This window comes from Streptomyces sp. P13-3-3, assembly GCF_050571355.1.
Taxonomy (GTDB): Bacteria; Actinomycetota; Actinomycetes; order Streptomycetales; family Streptomycetaceae; genus Streptomyces; species Streptomyces althioticus.
In genome coordinates this window covers 1,194,276-1,209,128 of record NZ_CP192228.1, presented here as the reverse complement: position 1 = coordinate 1,209,128, position 14,853 = coordinate 1,194,276, and the positions used below count along the sequence as shown (strand labels likewise).

Annotated in this window: 13 protein-coding genes; 6 read left to right on the top strand and 7 right to left on the bottom strand. The window is 74.4% G+C overall.

Features of this window, described 5'->3' with window-relative positions:
- Window positions 1-95 precede the first annotated feature (95 nt).
- On the bottom strand, window positions 96-629 hold the full coding sequence (locus tag ACQZOG_RS05525) for an RNA polymerase sigma factor (protein ID WP_037639533.1): 534 nt from the start codon (window positions 627-629) through the stop codon (window positions 96-98).
- Between the two features lie 333 nt (window positions 630-962).
- On the opposite strand from ACQZOG_RS05525, the gene ACQZOG_RS05520 reads away from it, so the two are divergent.
- Window positions 963-1,979 (top strand): aspartate-semialdehyde dehydrogenase, encoded by a 1,017-nt coding sequence (locus ACQZOG_RS05520; RefSeq protein WP_033276843.1) that lies wholly within the window; start codon window positions 963-965, stop codon window positions 1,977-1,979.
- Between the two features lie 224 nt (window positions 1,980-2,203).
- Window positions 2,204-4,783 carry an aminopeptidase N gene (gene pepN, locus ACQZOG_RS05515; RefSeq protein ID WP_365165284.1) on the top strand — a complete coding sequence of 860 codons (2,580 nt, stop codon included), beginning with the start codon at window positions 2,204-2,206 and terminating at the stop codon, window positions 4,781-4,783.
- Between the two features lie 55 nt (window positions 4,784-4,838).
- On the opposite strand, the gene ACQZOG_RS05510 is transcribed toward pepN, so the two are convergent.
- Complete coding sequence (locus ACQZOG_RS05510) at window positions 4,839-5,444, bottom strand: TetR/AcrR family transcriptional regulator (protein ID WP_351036692.1); 606 nt, start codon at window positions 5,442-5,444, stop codon at window positions 4,839-4,841.
- Window positions 5,445-5,515: 71 nt separating this feature from the next.
- On the opposite strand from ACQZOG_RS05510, the gene ACQZOG_RS05505 reads away from it, so the two are divergent.
- Complete coding sequence (locus ACQZOG_RS05505; RefSeq protein WP_430741334.1) at window positions 5,516-6,409, top strand: NADP-dependent oxidoreductase; 894 nt, start codon at window positions 5,516-5,518, stop codon at window positions 6,407-6,409.
- Here ACQZOG_RS05505 and ACQZOG_RS05500 read toward each other — a convergent pair.
- Window positions 6,328-6,567, bottom strand: coding sequence for a DUF397 domain-containing protein (locus ACQZOG_RS05500; protein ID WP_203550842.1), 240 nt, complete (start codon window positions 6,565-6,567; stop codon window positions 6,328-6,330). The two genes, ACQZOG_RS05505 and ACQZOG_RS05500, sit on opposite strands and share 82 nt — an antisense overlap.
- A gap of 345 nt (window positions 6,568-6,912) precedes the next feature.
- Between ACQZOG_RS05500 and ACQZOG_RS05495 the strand changes: the two genes are divergently transcribed.
- Window positions 6,913-7,299: a hypothetical protein gene (locus tag ACQZOG_RS05495; protein WP_193455240.1), complete on the top strand. Its 387-nt coding sequence runs from the start codon at window positions 6,913-6,915 to the stop codon at window positions 7,297-7,299.
- On the opposite strand, the gene ACQZOG_RS05490 is transcribed toward ACQZOG_RS05495, so the two are convergent.
- A complete protein-coding gene (locus tag ACQZOG_RS05490; protein WP_058916143.1) occupies window positions 7,236-8,189 on the bottom strand; it encodes an EamA family transporter in 954 nt (317 codons plus the stop codon). The two genes, ACQZOG_RS05495 and ACQZOG_RS05490, sit on opposite strands and share 64 nt — an antisense overlap.
- 105 nt (window positions 8,190-8,294) lie before the next feature.
- Between ACQZOG_RS05490 and ACQZOG_RS05485 the strand changes: the two genes are divergently transcribed.
- The gene (locus ACQZOG_RS05485) at window positions 8,295-8,807 is read left to right on the top strand and encodes a MarR family winged helix-turn-helix transcriptional regulator (RefSeq protein ID WP_033276835.1); all 513 of its coding nucleotides are present in this window, start codon (window positions 8,295-8,297) and stop codon (window positions 8,805-8,807) included.
- 85 nt (window positions 8,808-8,892) lie between these two features.
- On the opposite strand, the gene ACQZOG_RS05480 is transcribed toward ACQZOG_RS05485, so the two are convergent.
- From ACQZOG_RS05480 to ACQZOG_RS05470, 3 genes are all read right to left on the bottom strand, one after another.
- Window positions 8,893-9,168: a hypothetical protein gene (locus ACQZOG_RS05480; RefSeq protein ID WP_033276834.1), complete on the bottom strand. Its 276-nt coding sequence runs from the start codon at window positions 9,166-9,168 to the stop codon at window positions 8,893-8,895.
- Window positions 9,169-9,235: 67 nt separating this feature from the next.
- The gene (gene malQ / locus ACQZOG_RS05475; protein WP_037639542.1) at window positions 9,236-11,332 is read right to left on the bottom strand and encodes a 4-alpha-glucanotransferase; all 2,097 of its coding nucleotides are present in this window, start codon (window positions 11,330-11,332) and stop codon (window positions 9,236-9,238) included.
- A gap of 1 nt (window position 11,333) precedes the next feature.
- Complete coding sequence (locus ACQZOG_RS05470) at window positions 11,334-11,630, bottom strand: hypothetical protein (protein WP_033276832.1); 297 nt, start codon at window positions 11,628-11,630, stop codon at window positions 11,334-11,336.
- Window positions 11,631-11,896: 266 nt separating this feature from the next.
- Here ACQZOG_RS05470 and ACQZOG_RS05465 point away from each other — a divergent pair, with 266 nt between their 5' ends.
- The gene (locus ACQZOG_RS05465) at window positions 11,897-14,773 is read left to right on the top strand and encodes a beta-N-acetylglucosaminidase domain-containing protein (protein WP_399607282.1); all 2,877 of its coding nucleotides are present in this window, start codon (window positions 11,897-11,899) and stop codon (window positions 14,771-14,773) included.
- Window positions 14,774-14,853 lie beyond the last annotated feature (80 nt).

Sequence of the window (14,853 nt, the reverse complement as noted above, 5' to 3'; positions counted from 1 at the left end):
TTCCTGAGGGCTCCGGTGCGTCGGGCCGGAGATTCTCGTGCCCGTCGTCCGCACGGGCCGGGTCGCGGTCGCCGTTGTTGTCGTGGGCGGTCACGTCACACCACCTCGTCCTCGTGCAGGCGGGCCCGCAGGGTCCGTACGGCGCTGTGCAGCCTGCTCTTGACCGTGCCCTCCGGCACGCCGAGCTGCTCGGCTATGGAGCGCACCGGCAGATCGGCGTAGAAACGCAGCACGACGACCTGGCGCTGCGCGTCGGGCAGCCGGTCCAGGCCCCGGGCGACGGCCAGCGACAGCACGCTGCTCTCCTCCCCCGAGGGCGCCTCGGCGGGCCGCAGCGCGGCCAGCCGCTCCCCCAGCCGTTCCTGCCGCCGCTTCGCCCGGTGCCAGTCCATGGCGAGGTTGGAGGCGACGACCGCCGCCCACGCCGAGACGTCCCGGGGCGCCTCCCTGCCGCTCGCGGCGCGTTCCAGCAGCCGCAGGCGGACCTGCTGCACCCCGTCCGGCAGGTCCGCCTGCGGTACTCCGCCCAGTGCGAGCACCGCCCGCACCCGGCGCTCCTGCGCCGCGTCCAGCGGGTCGTCGTCGGCGACGTACGGCCCGCGGCCGCGCCGGGTTCTTCCGCGCAGCACCGCTCACCCCCCTCACGCTGTTTCTCCTACGACGCGACGGGCGCCCGGAACGTTCGGACGGATCCGGAGGGCGCGTAGAGGCGTACGTCACACCTTCGTGTGGACAGGGTCGGCCTGGGCAGGGGTCCTTGCGGCCGACGGCCCCCGTGGGGGGAATTTCTGCAGCTCAGGGGGGTTGGAGCCGAAGGTCCGCAACCGGCGCCCCCAGCCGGTTCGTCCCACTGTGCGGGCGGTCGTGGCAAAGAATTGGACAGCCGGGGCGTGGTCGGCCGCATGATGGAAGCGCCCCGTCCAGGCACATCAGGTACGCGAGAGACGCAGTAGGGAGTCGCCGTGAGGGTCGGAATCGTCGGAGCCACCGGTCAGGTGGGCACGGTCATGCGCAGGATCCTCAAGGAGCGGAACTTCCCGGTCACGGAGCTGCGCCTGTTCGCCTCGGCCCGTTCCGCGGGTACGGAGCTGGACGGCGTGACGGTGGAGGACGCCTCCGCCGCCGACTACAGCGGCCTGGACATCGTCCTGTTCTCCGCGGGCGGCGCGACCTCCAAGGCGCTGGCCGAGAAGGTCGCCTCGCAGGGCGCCGTGGTGATCGACAACTCGTCCGCCTGGCGCAAGGACCCCGAGGTCCCCCTCGTCGTCTCCGAGGTCAACCCGCACGCGATCGCGAACCGCCCCAAGGGCATCATCGCGAACCCGAACTGCACGACGATGGCCGCGATGCCGGTGCTGCGTCCGCTGCACGCGGAGGCGGGCCTGGAGGCGCTGGTCGTCGCCACGTACCAGGCGGTGTCCGGTTCCGGTCTCGCGGGCGTCGCGGAGCTGCACGGCCAGACGCAGAAGGTGATCGACGAGGCCGACAAGCTGACGCACGACGGCGCGGCGGCCGACTTCCCCGAGCCCGGCGTCTACAAGCGCCCCATCGCCTTCAACGTGCTGCCCTTCGCGGGCAACCTCGTCGACGACGGTCTGAACGAGACCGACGAGGAGCAGAAGCTGCGCAACGAGTCCCGCAAGATCCTGGACATCCCGGAGCTGAAGGTCTCGGGCACCTGCGTGCGCGTCCCGGTCTTCTCCGGCCACTCGCTCCAGATCAACGCCCGGTTCGCCCGCCCGATCAGCCCGGAGCGCGCGACGGAGCTGCTGGCCGAGGCGCCCGGCGTGGTCCTCACGGACATCCCGACCCCGCTGCAGGCCGCCGGCCAGGACCCGTCGTACGTCGGCCGCATCCGGAGCGACGAGACCGTGGAGAACGGCCTGGCGCTGTTCGTCTCCAACGACAACCTCCGCAAGGGCGCGGCCCTGAACGCGGTCCAGATCGCGGAGCTGGTGGCGCAGGAACTGAGCGCCTGACGCCTCAGGCATGACCGAGGGGGCGGGCCCGCAGGCGGGTCCGCCCCCTCGACGCGTTCAGGAACACCTTGCCTACCGCTTTCTCGACGTGGTGGAACCGCCGGCCGGAGCCGTCCGGGCGGCTCCGACACAGGGGTATCCCCATGCCTGCGGTTTCGTCATCGCGTGAGGGCGATCTCGCGTGGAAGGATGACGCAACCCACACATATCGAGGAGATGACCGCGTGCCTGGCACAAACCTGACCCGCGAAGAGGCGCAGCAGCGGGCGAAGCTGCTGACCGTTGACTCGTACGAGATCGATCTCGATCTCTCCGGCGCGCAGGAGGGGGGCACGTACCGGTCCGTGACCACGGTGCGCTTCGACGTCGCCGAGGACGGCGCGGAGTCCTTCATCGACCTGGTGGCCCCGTCCGTCCACGAGATCACCCTGAACGGTGACGCGCTGGACCCCGCCGAGTCCTTCGCCGACTCCCGCATCGCCCTGCCCGGCCTGCTCAAGGGCCGCAACGTGCTGCGGGTGAGCGCCGACTGCGCGTACACCAACACGGGTGAGGGCCTGCACCGCTTCGTCGACCCGGTGGACGACCAGGCGTACCTGTACACGCAGTTCGAGGTGCCGGACGCCCGCCGGGTGTTCGCGAGCTTCGAGCAGCCGGACCTCAAGGCGACGTTCCAGTTCACGGTGAAGGCGCCGGAGGGCTGGACGGTCATCTCCAACTCGCCCACGCCGGAACCCAAGGACAACGTGTGGGTCTTCGCGCCCACCCCGCGTCTGTCGACGTACGTCACGGCGCTGATCGCCGGCCCGTACCACTCGGTGCACAGCGTGTACGAGAAGGACGGCCGGTCGGTGCCGCTCGGCATCTACTGCCGGCCCTCGCTCGCCGAGTACCTCGACGCGGACGCCATCTTCGAGGTGACCCGGCAGGGCTTCGACTGGTTCCAGGAGAAGTTCGACTACGCCTACCCGTTCGAGAAGTACGACCAGCTGTTCGTGCCCGAGTTCAACGCGGGCGCGATGGAGAACGCGGGCGCGGTCACCATCCGCGACCAGTACGTCTTCCGCTCGAAGGTGACGGACGCGGCGTACGAGGTGCGCGCGGCCACGATCCTGCACGAGCTGGCGCACATGTGGTTCGGCGACCTGGTCACCATGGAGTGGTGGAACGACCTGTGGCTGAACGAGTCGTTCGCCACCTTCGCGGAGGCCGCCTGCCAGGCCGACGCGCCCGGCTCCAAGTGGCCGCACTCGTGGACGACGTTCGCGAACCAGATGAAGACCTGGGCCTACCGCCAGGACCAGCTGCCGTCCACGCACCCGATCATGGCGGACATCCGCGACCTGGACGACGTCCTCGTCAACTTCGACGGCATCACGTACGCCAAGGGCGCCTCGGTGCTGAAGCAGCTCGTCGCCTACGTCGGCGAGGACGAGTTCTTCCGGGGCGTGCAGGCGTACTTCAAGCGCCACGCGTACGGCAACACGCGCCTGTCCGACCTGCTGGGCGCCCTGGAGGAGACCTCCGGCCGCGATCTGAAGACCTGGTCGAAGAAGTGGCTGGAGACGGCCGGCATCAACGTCCTGCGTCCCGAGATCGAGACGGACGACGCCGGCGTCATCACCTCCTTCGCCGTCCGCCAGGAGGCCCCGGCGCTCCCCGCCGGCGCGAAGGGCGAGCCGACCCTGCGCCCGCACCGCATCGCGATCGGCCTGTACGACCTGGACGAGGCGACCGGCAAGCTGGTCCGCGGGGACAGGGTCGAGCTGGACGTCGACGGCGAGCTGACCGCCGTGCCGCAGCTCGCGGGCAAGCCCCGCCCGGCGGTGATCCTGCTCAACGACGACGACCTGTCGTACGCCAAGGTCCGCCTGGACGAGCAGTCCCTCGCCGTCGTCACCGGGCACCTGGGCGACTTCGAGTCGTCGCTGCCGCGGGCGCTGTGCTGGGCCTCCGCCTGGGACATGACCCGCGACGCGGAGCTGCCCGTGCGGGACTACCTGTCGCTGGTGCTGTCGGGCGTCGGCAAGGAGTCCGACATCGGTGTCGTGCAGTCGCTGCACCGGCAGGTGAAGCTGGCCCTCGACCTGTACGCCGACCCGGCCGCCCGCGAGGCGCTGCTGACCCGCTGGACCGACGCCACGCTGGCCCACCTGCGGTCCGCCGAGCCGGGCAGCGACCACCAGCTGGCGTGGGCGCGCGCGTTCGCGGCGACCGCCCGCACCCCGGAGCAGCTGGACCTGCTGGAGGCGCTGCTCGCCGGCACGCAGACCGTGGAGGGCCTGGCCGTCGACACCGAGCTGCGCTGGACGTTCGTGCAGCGGCTGGCGGCGGTGGGCCGGTTCGACGAGGCGGAGATCGCCGCCGAGTACGAGCGGGACAGGACGGCCGCGGGCGAGCGGCACGCGGCCACCGCGCGGGCGGCCCGCCCGACGGAGGAGGCCAAGGCGGAGGCATGGGCCTCGGTCGTCGAGTCCGACAAGCTGCCGAACGCGGTCCAGGAGGCCGTCATCGCCGGCTTCGTGCAGACCGACCAGCGCGAGCTGCTGGCCCCGTACACGGACAAGTACTTCGAGGCGCTGGCCGACGTGTGGGCGTCCCGCTCGCACGAGATGGCCCAGCAGATCGCGGTCGGCCTCTACCCGGGCATCCAGGTCACCGGCGAGACCCTCGACAGGACGGACGCCTGGCTGGCCTCCGCCGAGCCCAACGCGGCCCTGCGCCGCCTGGTCTCGGAGTCCCGCGCGGGCGTGGAACGCGCCCTGCGTGCCCAGGCGGCGGACGCGGCGGCGACGTCGGCGTAACCCGGCCCTGACACCGAGAAGGGGCGCCCGGCTTCCCGGCCGGGCGCCCCTTCCGTCATGTGGCGGGCCCGGACGGCACGCCCGCCCCGGCGGCCTCCCAGGCCGCGTCCACCATCCGGAAGATCTCGTCCACCGCGGTCTCCGGGTCGTCCGCCTCCCGGGCCAGCGCGAAGGCGTCCACGACGAACCGGGCGACGGCCCGGCACGCGGTGGCGCCGCCCGGCGCGCCCGGTTCCGCCGCGAGGGCGGCCGCCAGGGTCTCCGCGTGCCGCAGCCGCATGGAGCTCTCGTACTCCCGCAGCGCGGGCGAGGCGTCGATCATCCGCCACACGGGGGCGGCCTCGTCGGCCAGGCAGTGGCGCACCAGCGCGAGCGTCTCCTCGCGCAGGGCGGGCACGAGCGGCGCGCCGGGAGCGCGGTCGGTCACCGCGCGGGCGAGACGCCGCTCGAAGTCCGCGTCCCGCTCGAACACCAGAGCCTCCTTGGAGGCGAAGTGGGAGAAGACGGTGGTGACGGCCACGTCGGCCTCGGCGGCCACGTCCCGGATGCCCACCGCGTCGTACCCGCGCTCCAGGAAGAGCCGCAGGGCGGTGTCGGCGATCTTCTGACGTGTGGCGGCCTTCTTGCGCTCTCGACGTCCGGACGGCGGCTGCTCGGGCATGACCCGAACGCTAGCAGATACGAAACCCTAACGACTTCAATGAACTAACGGTTAGTGTTACGGTCGGCGGCATGAAGAAAGTGAGCTACGCCGAGTTCGGCGGCCCCGACGTCCTTCACCTCGTCGACGCGGACGAGCCCCACGCGGGCCCGGGAGAGATACGCATCGCCGTGCGCGCGGCCGGGGTGAACCCCGTCGACTGGAGGATCCGGGAGGGCCAGATGCGTCCGGCCCTCCCGGCGTCACTGCCCGCGGGCGTCGGGCTGGACGCGGCGGGGGTGGTGGACGAGGTCGGCGAGGGCGTCACGGATGTGGCGGTCGGTGACCGGGTCTTCGGCGAAGGGTCCGACACCTACGCGGAGTTCGCGGTGCTGCACGCCTGGGCCCGGACGCCCGAAGGCCTCTCCTTCGAGGAGGCGGCCGGCTATCCGTCCGTCATGGAGACGGCCCTGCGCATCCTGGGCGAGTGCGGTGTCCGCCCCGGACAGACGCTGCTGGTCAGCGGCGCGTCGGGCGGGGTCGGCTCGGCGGTGCTGCAGACCGCCCGGGACCGCGGCATCACGGTGGTCGGCACGGCCGGGGCCGCCAACCTGGAGTACCTGCGCAGCCTGGGCGCGCACGCCACGACGTACGTCGAGGGCTGGCCGGAGCGGGTGCGGGCGTTCACCTCGGTCGACGCGGCCCTCGACCTGGCCGGCGCGGGCGTCCTGCGCGAGCTCGTGGAGCTGACCGGGGACCCGGCCACGGTGGTCTCCATCGCGGACCGCGCCGCCCCCGAGCTGGGCGTCCGCTTCTCCGGCGTCGCGGGCAGCGTCCCGGACGCCCTGAAGGAGACGGTCCGTCTCCTCGAACAGGGCGCGCTCCACATCCCGGTGGAGAAGGCCTACTCCCTCGCGGAGGCGGCCGCCGCCCACGCCGACAGCCGGGCGGGGCACACGAGGGGGCGGCGGGTGATCGTGATCTGACCGCACGCGGCGCGGTGGGCCGGGCGGCGCCGCACCGGCCCGCCCGGCCGCGTCAGGGCGTTCACGAACGCGGCGAACGCCGGGGCGGGCACGGTGAGGGTGCCGTGGGACGGCGCCGTGGAGTCGCGTACGGCTGTGCACGCAGGGCCGGCCGCCACTTCCCCGCAGGCGTTGCCTTCCGCCCCCGGAGCAGGACGACCGCCCCGCAGCGCTGCGCGTACGTCGGTCGCGGACGGGTGTGCTGCGGATCGGGGCCTGGGACGCCGCCCTCTCGCCTCCCGAGCCCCTCGCCTCCCGAGCCGCCCCGGCCCTCCACGCCGGACCCCGACCGCGAGGACCGAAGAGGGCCGGCGCTGGTGCGGGCCTGCGCCGACGTGAGGGGGCCGGCAGCCGCTCACCGGGGAGGGTGACCGGGGCAAGGCCGTCCGGCGCGAGCTGGGTTCGGGCCAGGGAGGTGTCGGCGCGATCTGATACAGACGTCCTGTCGCCTGCCAGGAGGAACCGTGTCGCACCAGCCCCTCACCCCCGAGGACCAGCTCACCGCCGCCAAGGCGGGGTTGGACCTCCCCCGCATCGTCGCCATCTGCGGATCCACCCGATTCATGGCCGAGATGGCCGAGGCCGACCTGCGGGAGACCGCGGCCGGGCGGATCGTCGTCAAGCCGGGGTGCGACATGAAGTCGCCGCACGGACTGTGGGCGGACCCCGGCGAGGCCGAGGCGCTGAAGGTCCGGCTCGACGCACTGCACCGGGCGAAGATCCGGCTCGCCGACGAGGTGCTCGTGGTCGGCGACTACGTCGGGGACAGCACGCGTGCCGAGATCGCCTACGCCCGCTCCCTGGGCAGGCCCGTGCGGTTCACGCACCCCGAGGTCGACCCCGAGGGCTGACTCCCGGCCCGGAGCCGCGCCGTCGGCTCGGTGCGCCGAGGCAGCTGGCCCGCCACCGTCGCCCCGAAGGCCAGAGCCATGCCTAGGAGTTGGAGAGCCGTCAGACTCTCCCCCAGGACCGCCCAGCCGAGCACCGCCGCCGTCAGGGGCGACAGCGGGCCGAGGAGGGTGGCCTGGGTCGCGGTGAGGCGGCCGATGCCCCGGAACCACAGGCAGTACGCGATCGCCGTGTTGACCAGGGCCAGGTAGGCGTACCCTCCGGCCGCACCGGCGTCCAGGGTGGGCGGGGCGCCCTCCAGCAGGAAGGCGAGCGGGGCGATCGTCAGGCCGCCCGCGGTCAGTTGCCAGCCGGTGAGGGCGAGAGGGCCGACGCCCTCGGGCCGGCCCCACTTCTGCGTCAGCACCGTGCCCGCGGACATCGATGCCGTGGCGGTGAACGCCGCCGTCACACCCAGCGCGTCCAGCGCCCCCGCCGCCTTCAGCACCACCATGCTCACGCCGAACGCGGCGACCGCGCCGGCCAGGACGTCACGGAGCGCGGGCCGCCGCCCCAGCAGCAGCGCCGACAGCCCCAGCACCAGCAGCGGGCCCGCCGAGCCGACGACCGCCGCCAGCCCGCCCGGCAGCCGGTACGCGGAGAGGAACAGCAGCGGGAAGAAGGCGCCGATGTTCAGCGCGCCGAGCACCGCCGCCTTCCACCACCAGGCGCCGCGCGGCAGCACCCGGGCGACCGCGAGCAGCAGCAGCCCGGCGGGCAGGGCGCGGACCAGGGCCGTGAACAGGGGGCGCTCCGGCGGCAGGAACTCGGTGGTGACGACGTAGGTGGTGCCCCAGGAGACGGGGGCGAGGGCGGTGAGCGCGGCGACGGCGGCGCGTTGGTGCGCGGTCATGGGGCACCCCTTCCGACGGGTTGGCGACAAGTAGCTTAGCTCTGAGCTACTTATCCGCAAGCTACTTTCTTGCGGGCAACCCCCGCCGCGCGGATACTCCCGGCTATGAGTGCACGCCCCGAGCCGCGCCACGCGGACCCCGTCGACGCGATCATCGAGCAGTGGGCCCGGGTACGGCCCGACCTGGACACCGCCGGGATGGAGGTCTTCGGCCGCGTCTACCGCATCGCGCGCGCCATGGGCGACCGGCACGAGCAGGTGTACGCGCCGTTCGGGATCTCCCGGGGCGAGTTCGACGTCCTCGCCACCCTGCGCCGCGCCGGGGAGCCGTACACCCTCTCGCCCCGGCAGCTCTCGGCCACGCTGATGCTCACCACCGGCGGGATGACGGGCCGTCTGGACAAGCTGGAGCGCGCGGGCCTGCTGCGCCGCTCCCCCGACCCGCACGACCGGCGCGGGCTCCAGGTGACGCTGACCGAGGAGGGGCTGCGGCTGATCGACGAGGCGGTGACCGTGGGCGCCGCCGAGCAGTCGCGGGCGCTGGCCGCGCTGGGCCCGGAGCGGTCGGCGCTCCTCTCGGACCTGCTGCGGGACCTGCTGCTCGCCACCGAGCGATAGACCTCCACATACGCCGAAGGGCGCCGGCGAGGTGCCGGCGCCCTTCGGGAAAGCGCGTGCGGACCGCTCGGGCGAGCGGGCCGGGTCAGGCCTTGGCGTCCGCCTTGGTCCGGACGTTGGAGCTCGTCGGGTCCTTCTTCTGGTGGGACTTGTCGAGTGCCATCACCAGACCGGCGATGACCGCGAAGAGCCCGATCGGGAGCAGGACGTAGAGACCCAGCGTCTCGATGACGCTCAGGCCCGTGCCGGGGTCGTCGCCGTCGTCGCGGGTCAGGGCGAGCGCGGGGGACGACATGAGCAGCATCATCAGCGTCGTACCGGCTGCCAGGGCGCCGGCGCGCAGGGCGTTCTTCTTGTCCACGGTCCCCAAAGTATCGAACGCGGTCGGGGGCCGCGCGCCCGGGGTGCCGTACGGGCGCGCGGGCGGGTCAGCCGCCGGGCGGGGCGTCGGCGCGCAGCACGTCGACCAGGGCCCGCAGCCGGGGGGACGCGGCCAGGTCCTCCAGGGTCACCGGGCGCCCCTCCGCGTCGGCGACGGGCAGCCGCCAGTTCGGGTACTGGTCCCAGGTGCCGGGCAGGTTCTGCGGCCGCCGGTCCCCGACGCCGTCCGGCAGCCACACGCCGACCATGCGCGCGGGGGTGCGCAGCAGGTAGCGGTACACCGCCTGGATCCCGGCCTCCTCCCGGGAGGCGTAGGAGCCGCCTTCCGCCGTCGCGGGCAGCAGCCCCAGCTCCTCCAGCCGTTCCAGCCACTCGCCCACGTCCGCCTCCGCCTCCGCCCGCTCCTCGGCGAGCGGCCGGGTGAGCAGGCCCAGCCGGTCGCGCAGCTCCACGTGCTCCCCGGTGAGGCGGGCGGCGGTGGACGGCAGGTCATGGGTGGTGGCCGTGGCCAGGCAGTCGGCGCGCCAGCGTTCCGGCGGCAGCGGGCGGCGGTCGCCCTCCCAGTCCCGCTCGAACCACAGCACCGACGTCCCGTACACGCCCCGGTCGCGCAGCGCCTCGCGCACCCCGGGCTCGACCGTCCCGAGGTCCTCGCCGATCACCAGGGACCCGGCGCGGGACGCCTCCAGGACCAGCACGGCGAGCATGGCCTCGGCGTCGTAGCGGACGTACGTCCCCTCGGTGGGCGGGCGGCCCTCCGGCACCCACCAGAGCCGGAACAGGCCCATCACATGGTCGATGCGCAAGGCGCCCGCGTACCGGAAGAGGCCCCGCAGCAGGTCACGGAACGGCGCGTACCCGCTCTCGGCGAGGCGGTCGGGCCGCCAGGGCGGCAGTCCCCAGTCCTGGCCGCGCGCGTTGAAGGCGTCCGGGGGCGCGCCGACGGACATGCCGGGCGCGAAGTGGTCCTGCTGCGCCCAGGCGTCCGCGCCGGTGGGATGCACGCCGACGGCCAGGTCGTGCACGATCCCCACGCCCATCCCGGCCTCCCGCGCGGCCCGCTGGGCGGCCGTGAGCTGGTCGTCGGTGAGCCAGACGAGCCAGGAGTGGAAGTCGACGCGGTCCCGCAGTTCCTCGCGGGCGCGGGCGGTCTCCGCCGAGCGGGGGTCGCGCAGGGCGGCGGGCCAGCGGCGCCAGTCGGGGCCGTGCGTCTCGGCGAGCGCGTACCAGGTGGCGTGGTCCTCCAGGGCCTGGCCCTGCTCGGCGCGGAAGGCGCGCAGGGCGGCGGCACGGCCGGGGCCGAGCGGAACCGTCCGCACCAGTTCGAGGGCTTCCCGCTTGGCCTCCCAGACGGCGTCCCGGTCGATCAGCTCCCCCTTGCCGAGCACCGCCTCGCGCAGCCGCGCCGCCCGCTCCAGCAGGGCGCCCAGCCGCTCGCGGTCCTCGACGTGCGCGAACTCGGGCACGGCCTCGACCCGCAGGTGCACGGGGTCGGGGAAGCGGCGCGAGGAGGGGCGGTACGGGGAGGGGTCGGTCGGGGGGCCGGGCACGGCCGCGTGCAACGGGTTCACCTGCACGAACCCGGCGCCCAGCGCGCGGCCCGCCCACCCGGCCAGCTCACCGAGGTCGGCGAGGTCGCCCATGCCCCAGGAGCGGCGGGAGAGCAGCGAGTACAGCTGCACCAGCAGCCCGTACGAGCGGCCCTCGACCGCGGGCAGCCGCGGCGGCGCGACGATCAGGTGGGAGCGGGCGGTGCGGCCGTCGGGGGCGGTGGCGGTCAGCAGGTGCACGCCGGGCGGGAGGTCCTCGGCGGACGCGCGCAGGCCGCCGTCCTCGGTGCGGATCTCCAGCCGGGTGCCCTCCGGCAGCGCGGCGAGCGCCTCGGGCGGGCGGGCGCCCCGGCCGACGACGGTGGGCGGCAGCAGCCGCTCGGCGATCTCCTGTTCGCGCACGGCCAGGGCGGCGCGGACGGCCTCCTCGGTGGACGCGTCGACGCCGAGGGCGGCCAGGGCGTGCGTGACGGCGGCGGCCGAGGCCGGGACCGTCGTGTCCGGGGAGGGGCGGTAGGAGGTGGCGACACCGTGCAGTGCGGCGAGCCGGGACAGCGCCTCGGAGGGGGTCCCGTCCGGCCGTGGCGCGGTCACGCTAGGGCTCCGGGCGGTACTGGGCCGGGAAGGAGTCGAGTCCCGCGGAGTCCGAGGGGTCGGAGAAGACGTCGGACTCGCTGGTCAGCGGGGTGGCGTCGGCGAGCGGCGGTTCGCTGGTGAGGGGTTCCGCGTCGGGCAGCGGGGGTTCGCTGGTCAGGGGCGCTTCGGCGCCGGCGCCCTCGCCGCCGAGGAAGCAGTCGTGCGGGTCGCAGGCGGAGTGCTCCGCCTCGGAAGCGGAGGGCTCCGCCACGGGTTTGGACAGGACCGGGGGAAAGACGTATGCCGCTGTAGCCACCAAGGGCCTCCTCGTCGAGCCGGACGTGCGGGTCATCTCGCAGCCCTACCCAGTGGACGCGAGCGCAGACGCACAAAGTCGTTGAACGTGAACCTGGTCACATTCTCTCCCTTCACTCTCACTCCACAGGGGGACAAATGCGCCACAACACCCCCTCTGATTGACACGTTCACTCCAGGAGTGGTGGGCTCGGGGCGTCTCGGTAACGGAATGGACACGGCCGCCGGTCGTAGGCCGGCCGGTCCCGGGGGATCAGGAGGGGCCTCGTGCAGCTGTGGCGTGGCAGAACGGCGTCCGCGCGGAGGACCGCACTCGCACTCGCCGTGCTCGCCGGATCCCTGGGCGTCGCCCCCGCCGCGACGGCCGCGCCCGCGCCGGACCCCGCCCGGTCGCCCGCCGCCGACCCGGCCGGGAAGGCCGCCGCGGACGTCCCCTCGGTGTGGCCTCGCCCGCACTCCCTGCGCGCGAACGGCGCCCCGGTCCGGGTGACCGAGGAGGTCACCCTGGCCGCCGAGCGGGGAGCGGACCCGTACGCCGTGGAGGCGCTGAAGGACGTGCTGCGGGAGGCCGGCGCCCGCCGGTTCACCGACCCCGGCGCATCGGTGCCCGAGGGGGCGCTCGTGGTGCGCGCGGGCAGCGAACGCGCCTCCGCCGACCCCCGTCACGCCCTTCCGGCGGGCGGCTACACCCTCACCTCCGGTGACGGCTCCGTGACGCTGACCGGCGCGGACGGCGAGGGCCTCTTCCACGCCGTGCAGACGCTGCGCCGCCTGGTCCGCCCGGACGGCACGCTCGCCGCCGCCGTCGTACGGGACTGGCCCGCCACCGCCGTGCGCGGCGTCACCGAGGGCTTCTACGGCACCCCCTGGACGCACCGGCAGCGGCTCGGCCAGCTCGACTTCATGGGCCGCGCCAAGCTGAACCGGTACCTGTACGCGCCCGGCGACGACCCGTACCGGCAGGCCCGCTGGCGCGAGCCCTACCCGGCCGAGCGGCGCGCGGAGTTCCGTGAGCTGGCCGGGCGGGCCGCCCGCAACCACGTCACCCTCGGCTGGGCCGTCGCGCCCGGGCAGGCGATGTGCCTCTCCTCCGACGACGACCTGCGGGCGCTGACCCGCAAGCTGGACGCGATGTGGGCGCTGGGCTTCCGCGCCTTCCAGGTGCAGTTCCAGGACGTCAGCTACAGCGAGTGGCACTGCGGGGCGGACGCCGAACGGTTCGGCTCCGGGCCCGAGGCGGCCGCCCGCGCCCACGCGCACGTCGCCAACGCGGTCGCCCGGCACCTGGAGCGGCGCCACCCGGACGCGCCCGCGCTGTCCCTGATGCCCACCGAGTACTACGAGGACGGCTCGACCGCGTACCGGCGGGCGCTCGCGCGGGAGCTGGACGACGGTGTCGAGGTGGCGTGGACCGGCGTCGGCGTGGTGCCCCGCACCATCACGGGCCGTCAGCTCTCCGAGGCCCGCGAGGTGTTCGCGCACCCGCTGGTGACGATGGACAACTACCCGGTCAACGACTACGCCCCCGGGCGGCTCTTCCTCGGCCCCTACCAGGGCCGGGAGCCCGCCGTGGCCGCCGGGTCGGCCGCGCTGCTCCCCAACGCGATGGAACAGCCCGAGGCGTCGCGCATCCCCCTCTTCACGGCCGCCGACTTCGCCTGGAACCCGCGCGAGTACCGCCCGCAGGAGTCCTGGCGGGCCGCGATCGCCGACCTGGCCGGCGGCGACGCCCGGCGCGGGAAGGCGCTGACCGCGCTCGCCCGCAACACCGCCTCCTCGGTGCTGGGCGGGACGGACGCGGCGTATCTGCGGCCGCTCATCGAGGAGTTCTGGCGCACCCGGCCCGCCGCGCGCGACCAGGGCGACACGGCGGCCGGACGGCTGCGCGCCGCCTTCACCGAGCTGCGCGAGCTGCCCGGCCGGCTGTCGGGCACCTCCCTCTCCGACGAGATCACCCCCTGGACCGGGCACCTCGCCCGCTACGGCGAGGCGGGCACGGCCGCGCTGGACATGCTGCGTGCCCAGCAGGCGGGCGACGCGGGGGACGCCTGGGCCGCGTACCGGCGGCTGGAGGCGCTGCGCACGGAACTGGAGTCGGCGCGGGTCACGGTCGCCGAGGGCGTGCTGGCCCCGTTCCTGAACCGGGCGCGCACCGCGTACGAGAGCTGGGCGGGCGTCACCCGGGCGCCCGGCGGGAGCGACGGCGGCACGCTGCGGCTGGAGCGCGCCCGGGTGCTGGACACCGTGACGGTGCTGGCCGAACCGGGCACCACCGGCTCCGTCGAGGTGCGTACGCAGGACGGGACCTGGCGGCGGATCGGCGCGCTGGCGGCGCGGGGCGCGACCGAACTACCCGCCGGCGGGCGGCCGGTGGACGCCGTGCGCGTGGTGGACGCGGACCCGGAGCGGGTGCGGCACGTGGTGCCGTGGTTCGCCGACGTGCCGGACGCCGTGGTGGGCCTGCCCGGCGACCGCGCCGACGCCGACATCGGCCGCACCCGCACGGTGACGGTCACCCTCGGCTCCGCCCGCCCCGAGGACGTACGGGACCGGCTGACCGCGGACGCGCCGGAGGGTGTCGAGGTGCGGGTCCCGAAGGCGCCGCTGTCCGTGCCGCGCGGGACGGAGGTGCGGGTGCCGGTCGAGGTGACCGTGAAGCCGGGCACGCCGACCCGGTCCTACGACGTCCGCCTCGGCTTCGGCGGCGCGGCCCGCACGCTGACCGTGGACGCGGTGCCGCCGGTCGACGGCCCCGACGTGGCCCGTACCGGCCGCGCGGAGTCCTCGGCCGACGAGACGCCCGACTTCCCGGCGTCGGCGGCCAACGACGGGGACTCCGGCACCCGGTGGTCGTCGCCGGCCGAGGACGACGCGTGGTGGCAGGTGGAGCTGGACCGCCCGGTCCGGCTGGGCAAGGTCGACCTGCACTGGCAGGACGCCCACGCCTCGGCGTACCGCGTGGAGGTCTCCCGGGACGGCCGCGCCTGGCGCACGGCCGCGGAGGTCCGCGACAGCCGTGGCGGCCACGAGACGGTCCGCATGGACGAGCCGGACGTCCGCCACATCCGCGTCCAGGGCGAGGAGCGGGCCACGCGGTACGGGTACTCGCTGTGGTCGGTGGAGGCGTACGCCGTCGCGGACTGAGCGCGCGGGAGCCGGGGCGGGGGCGCCCCGGCTCGTTTTTCACTTCCGTCCGTCCGTCTTTTCTCCACGCTCCACTATTC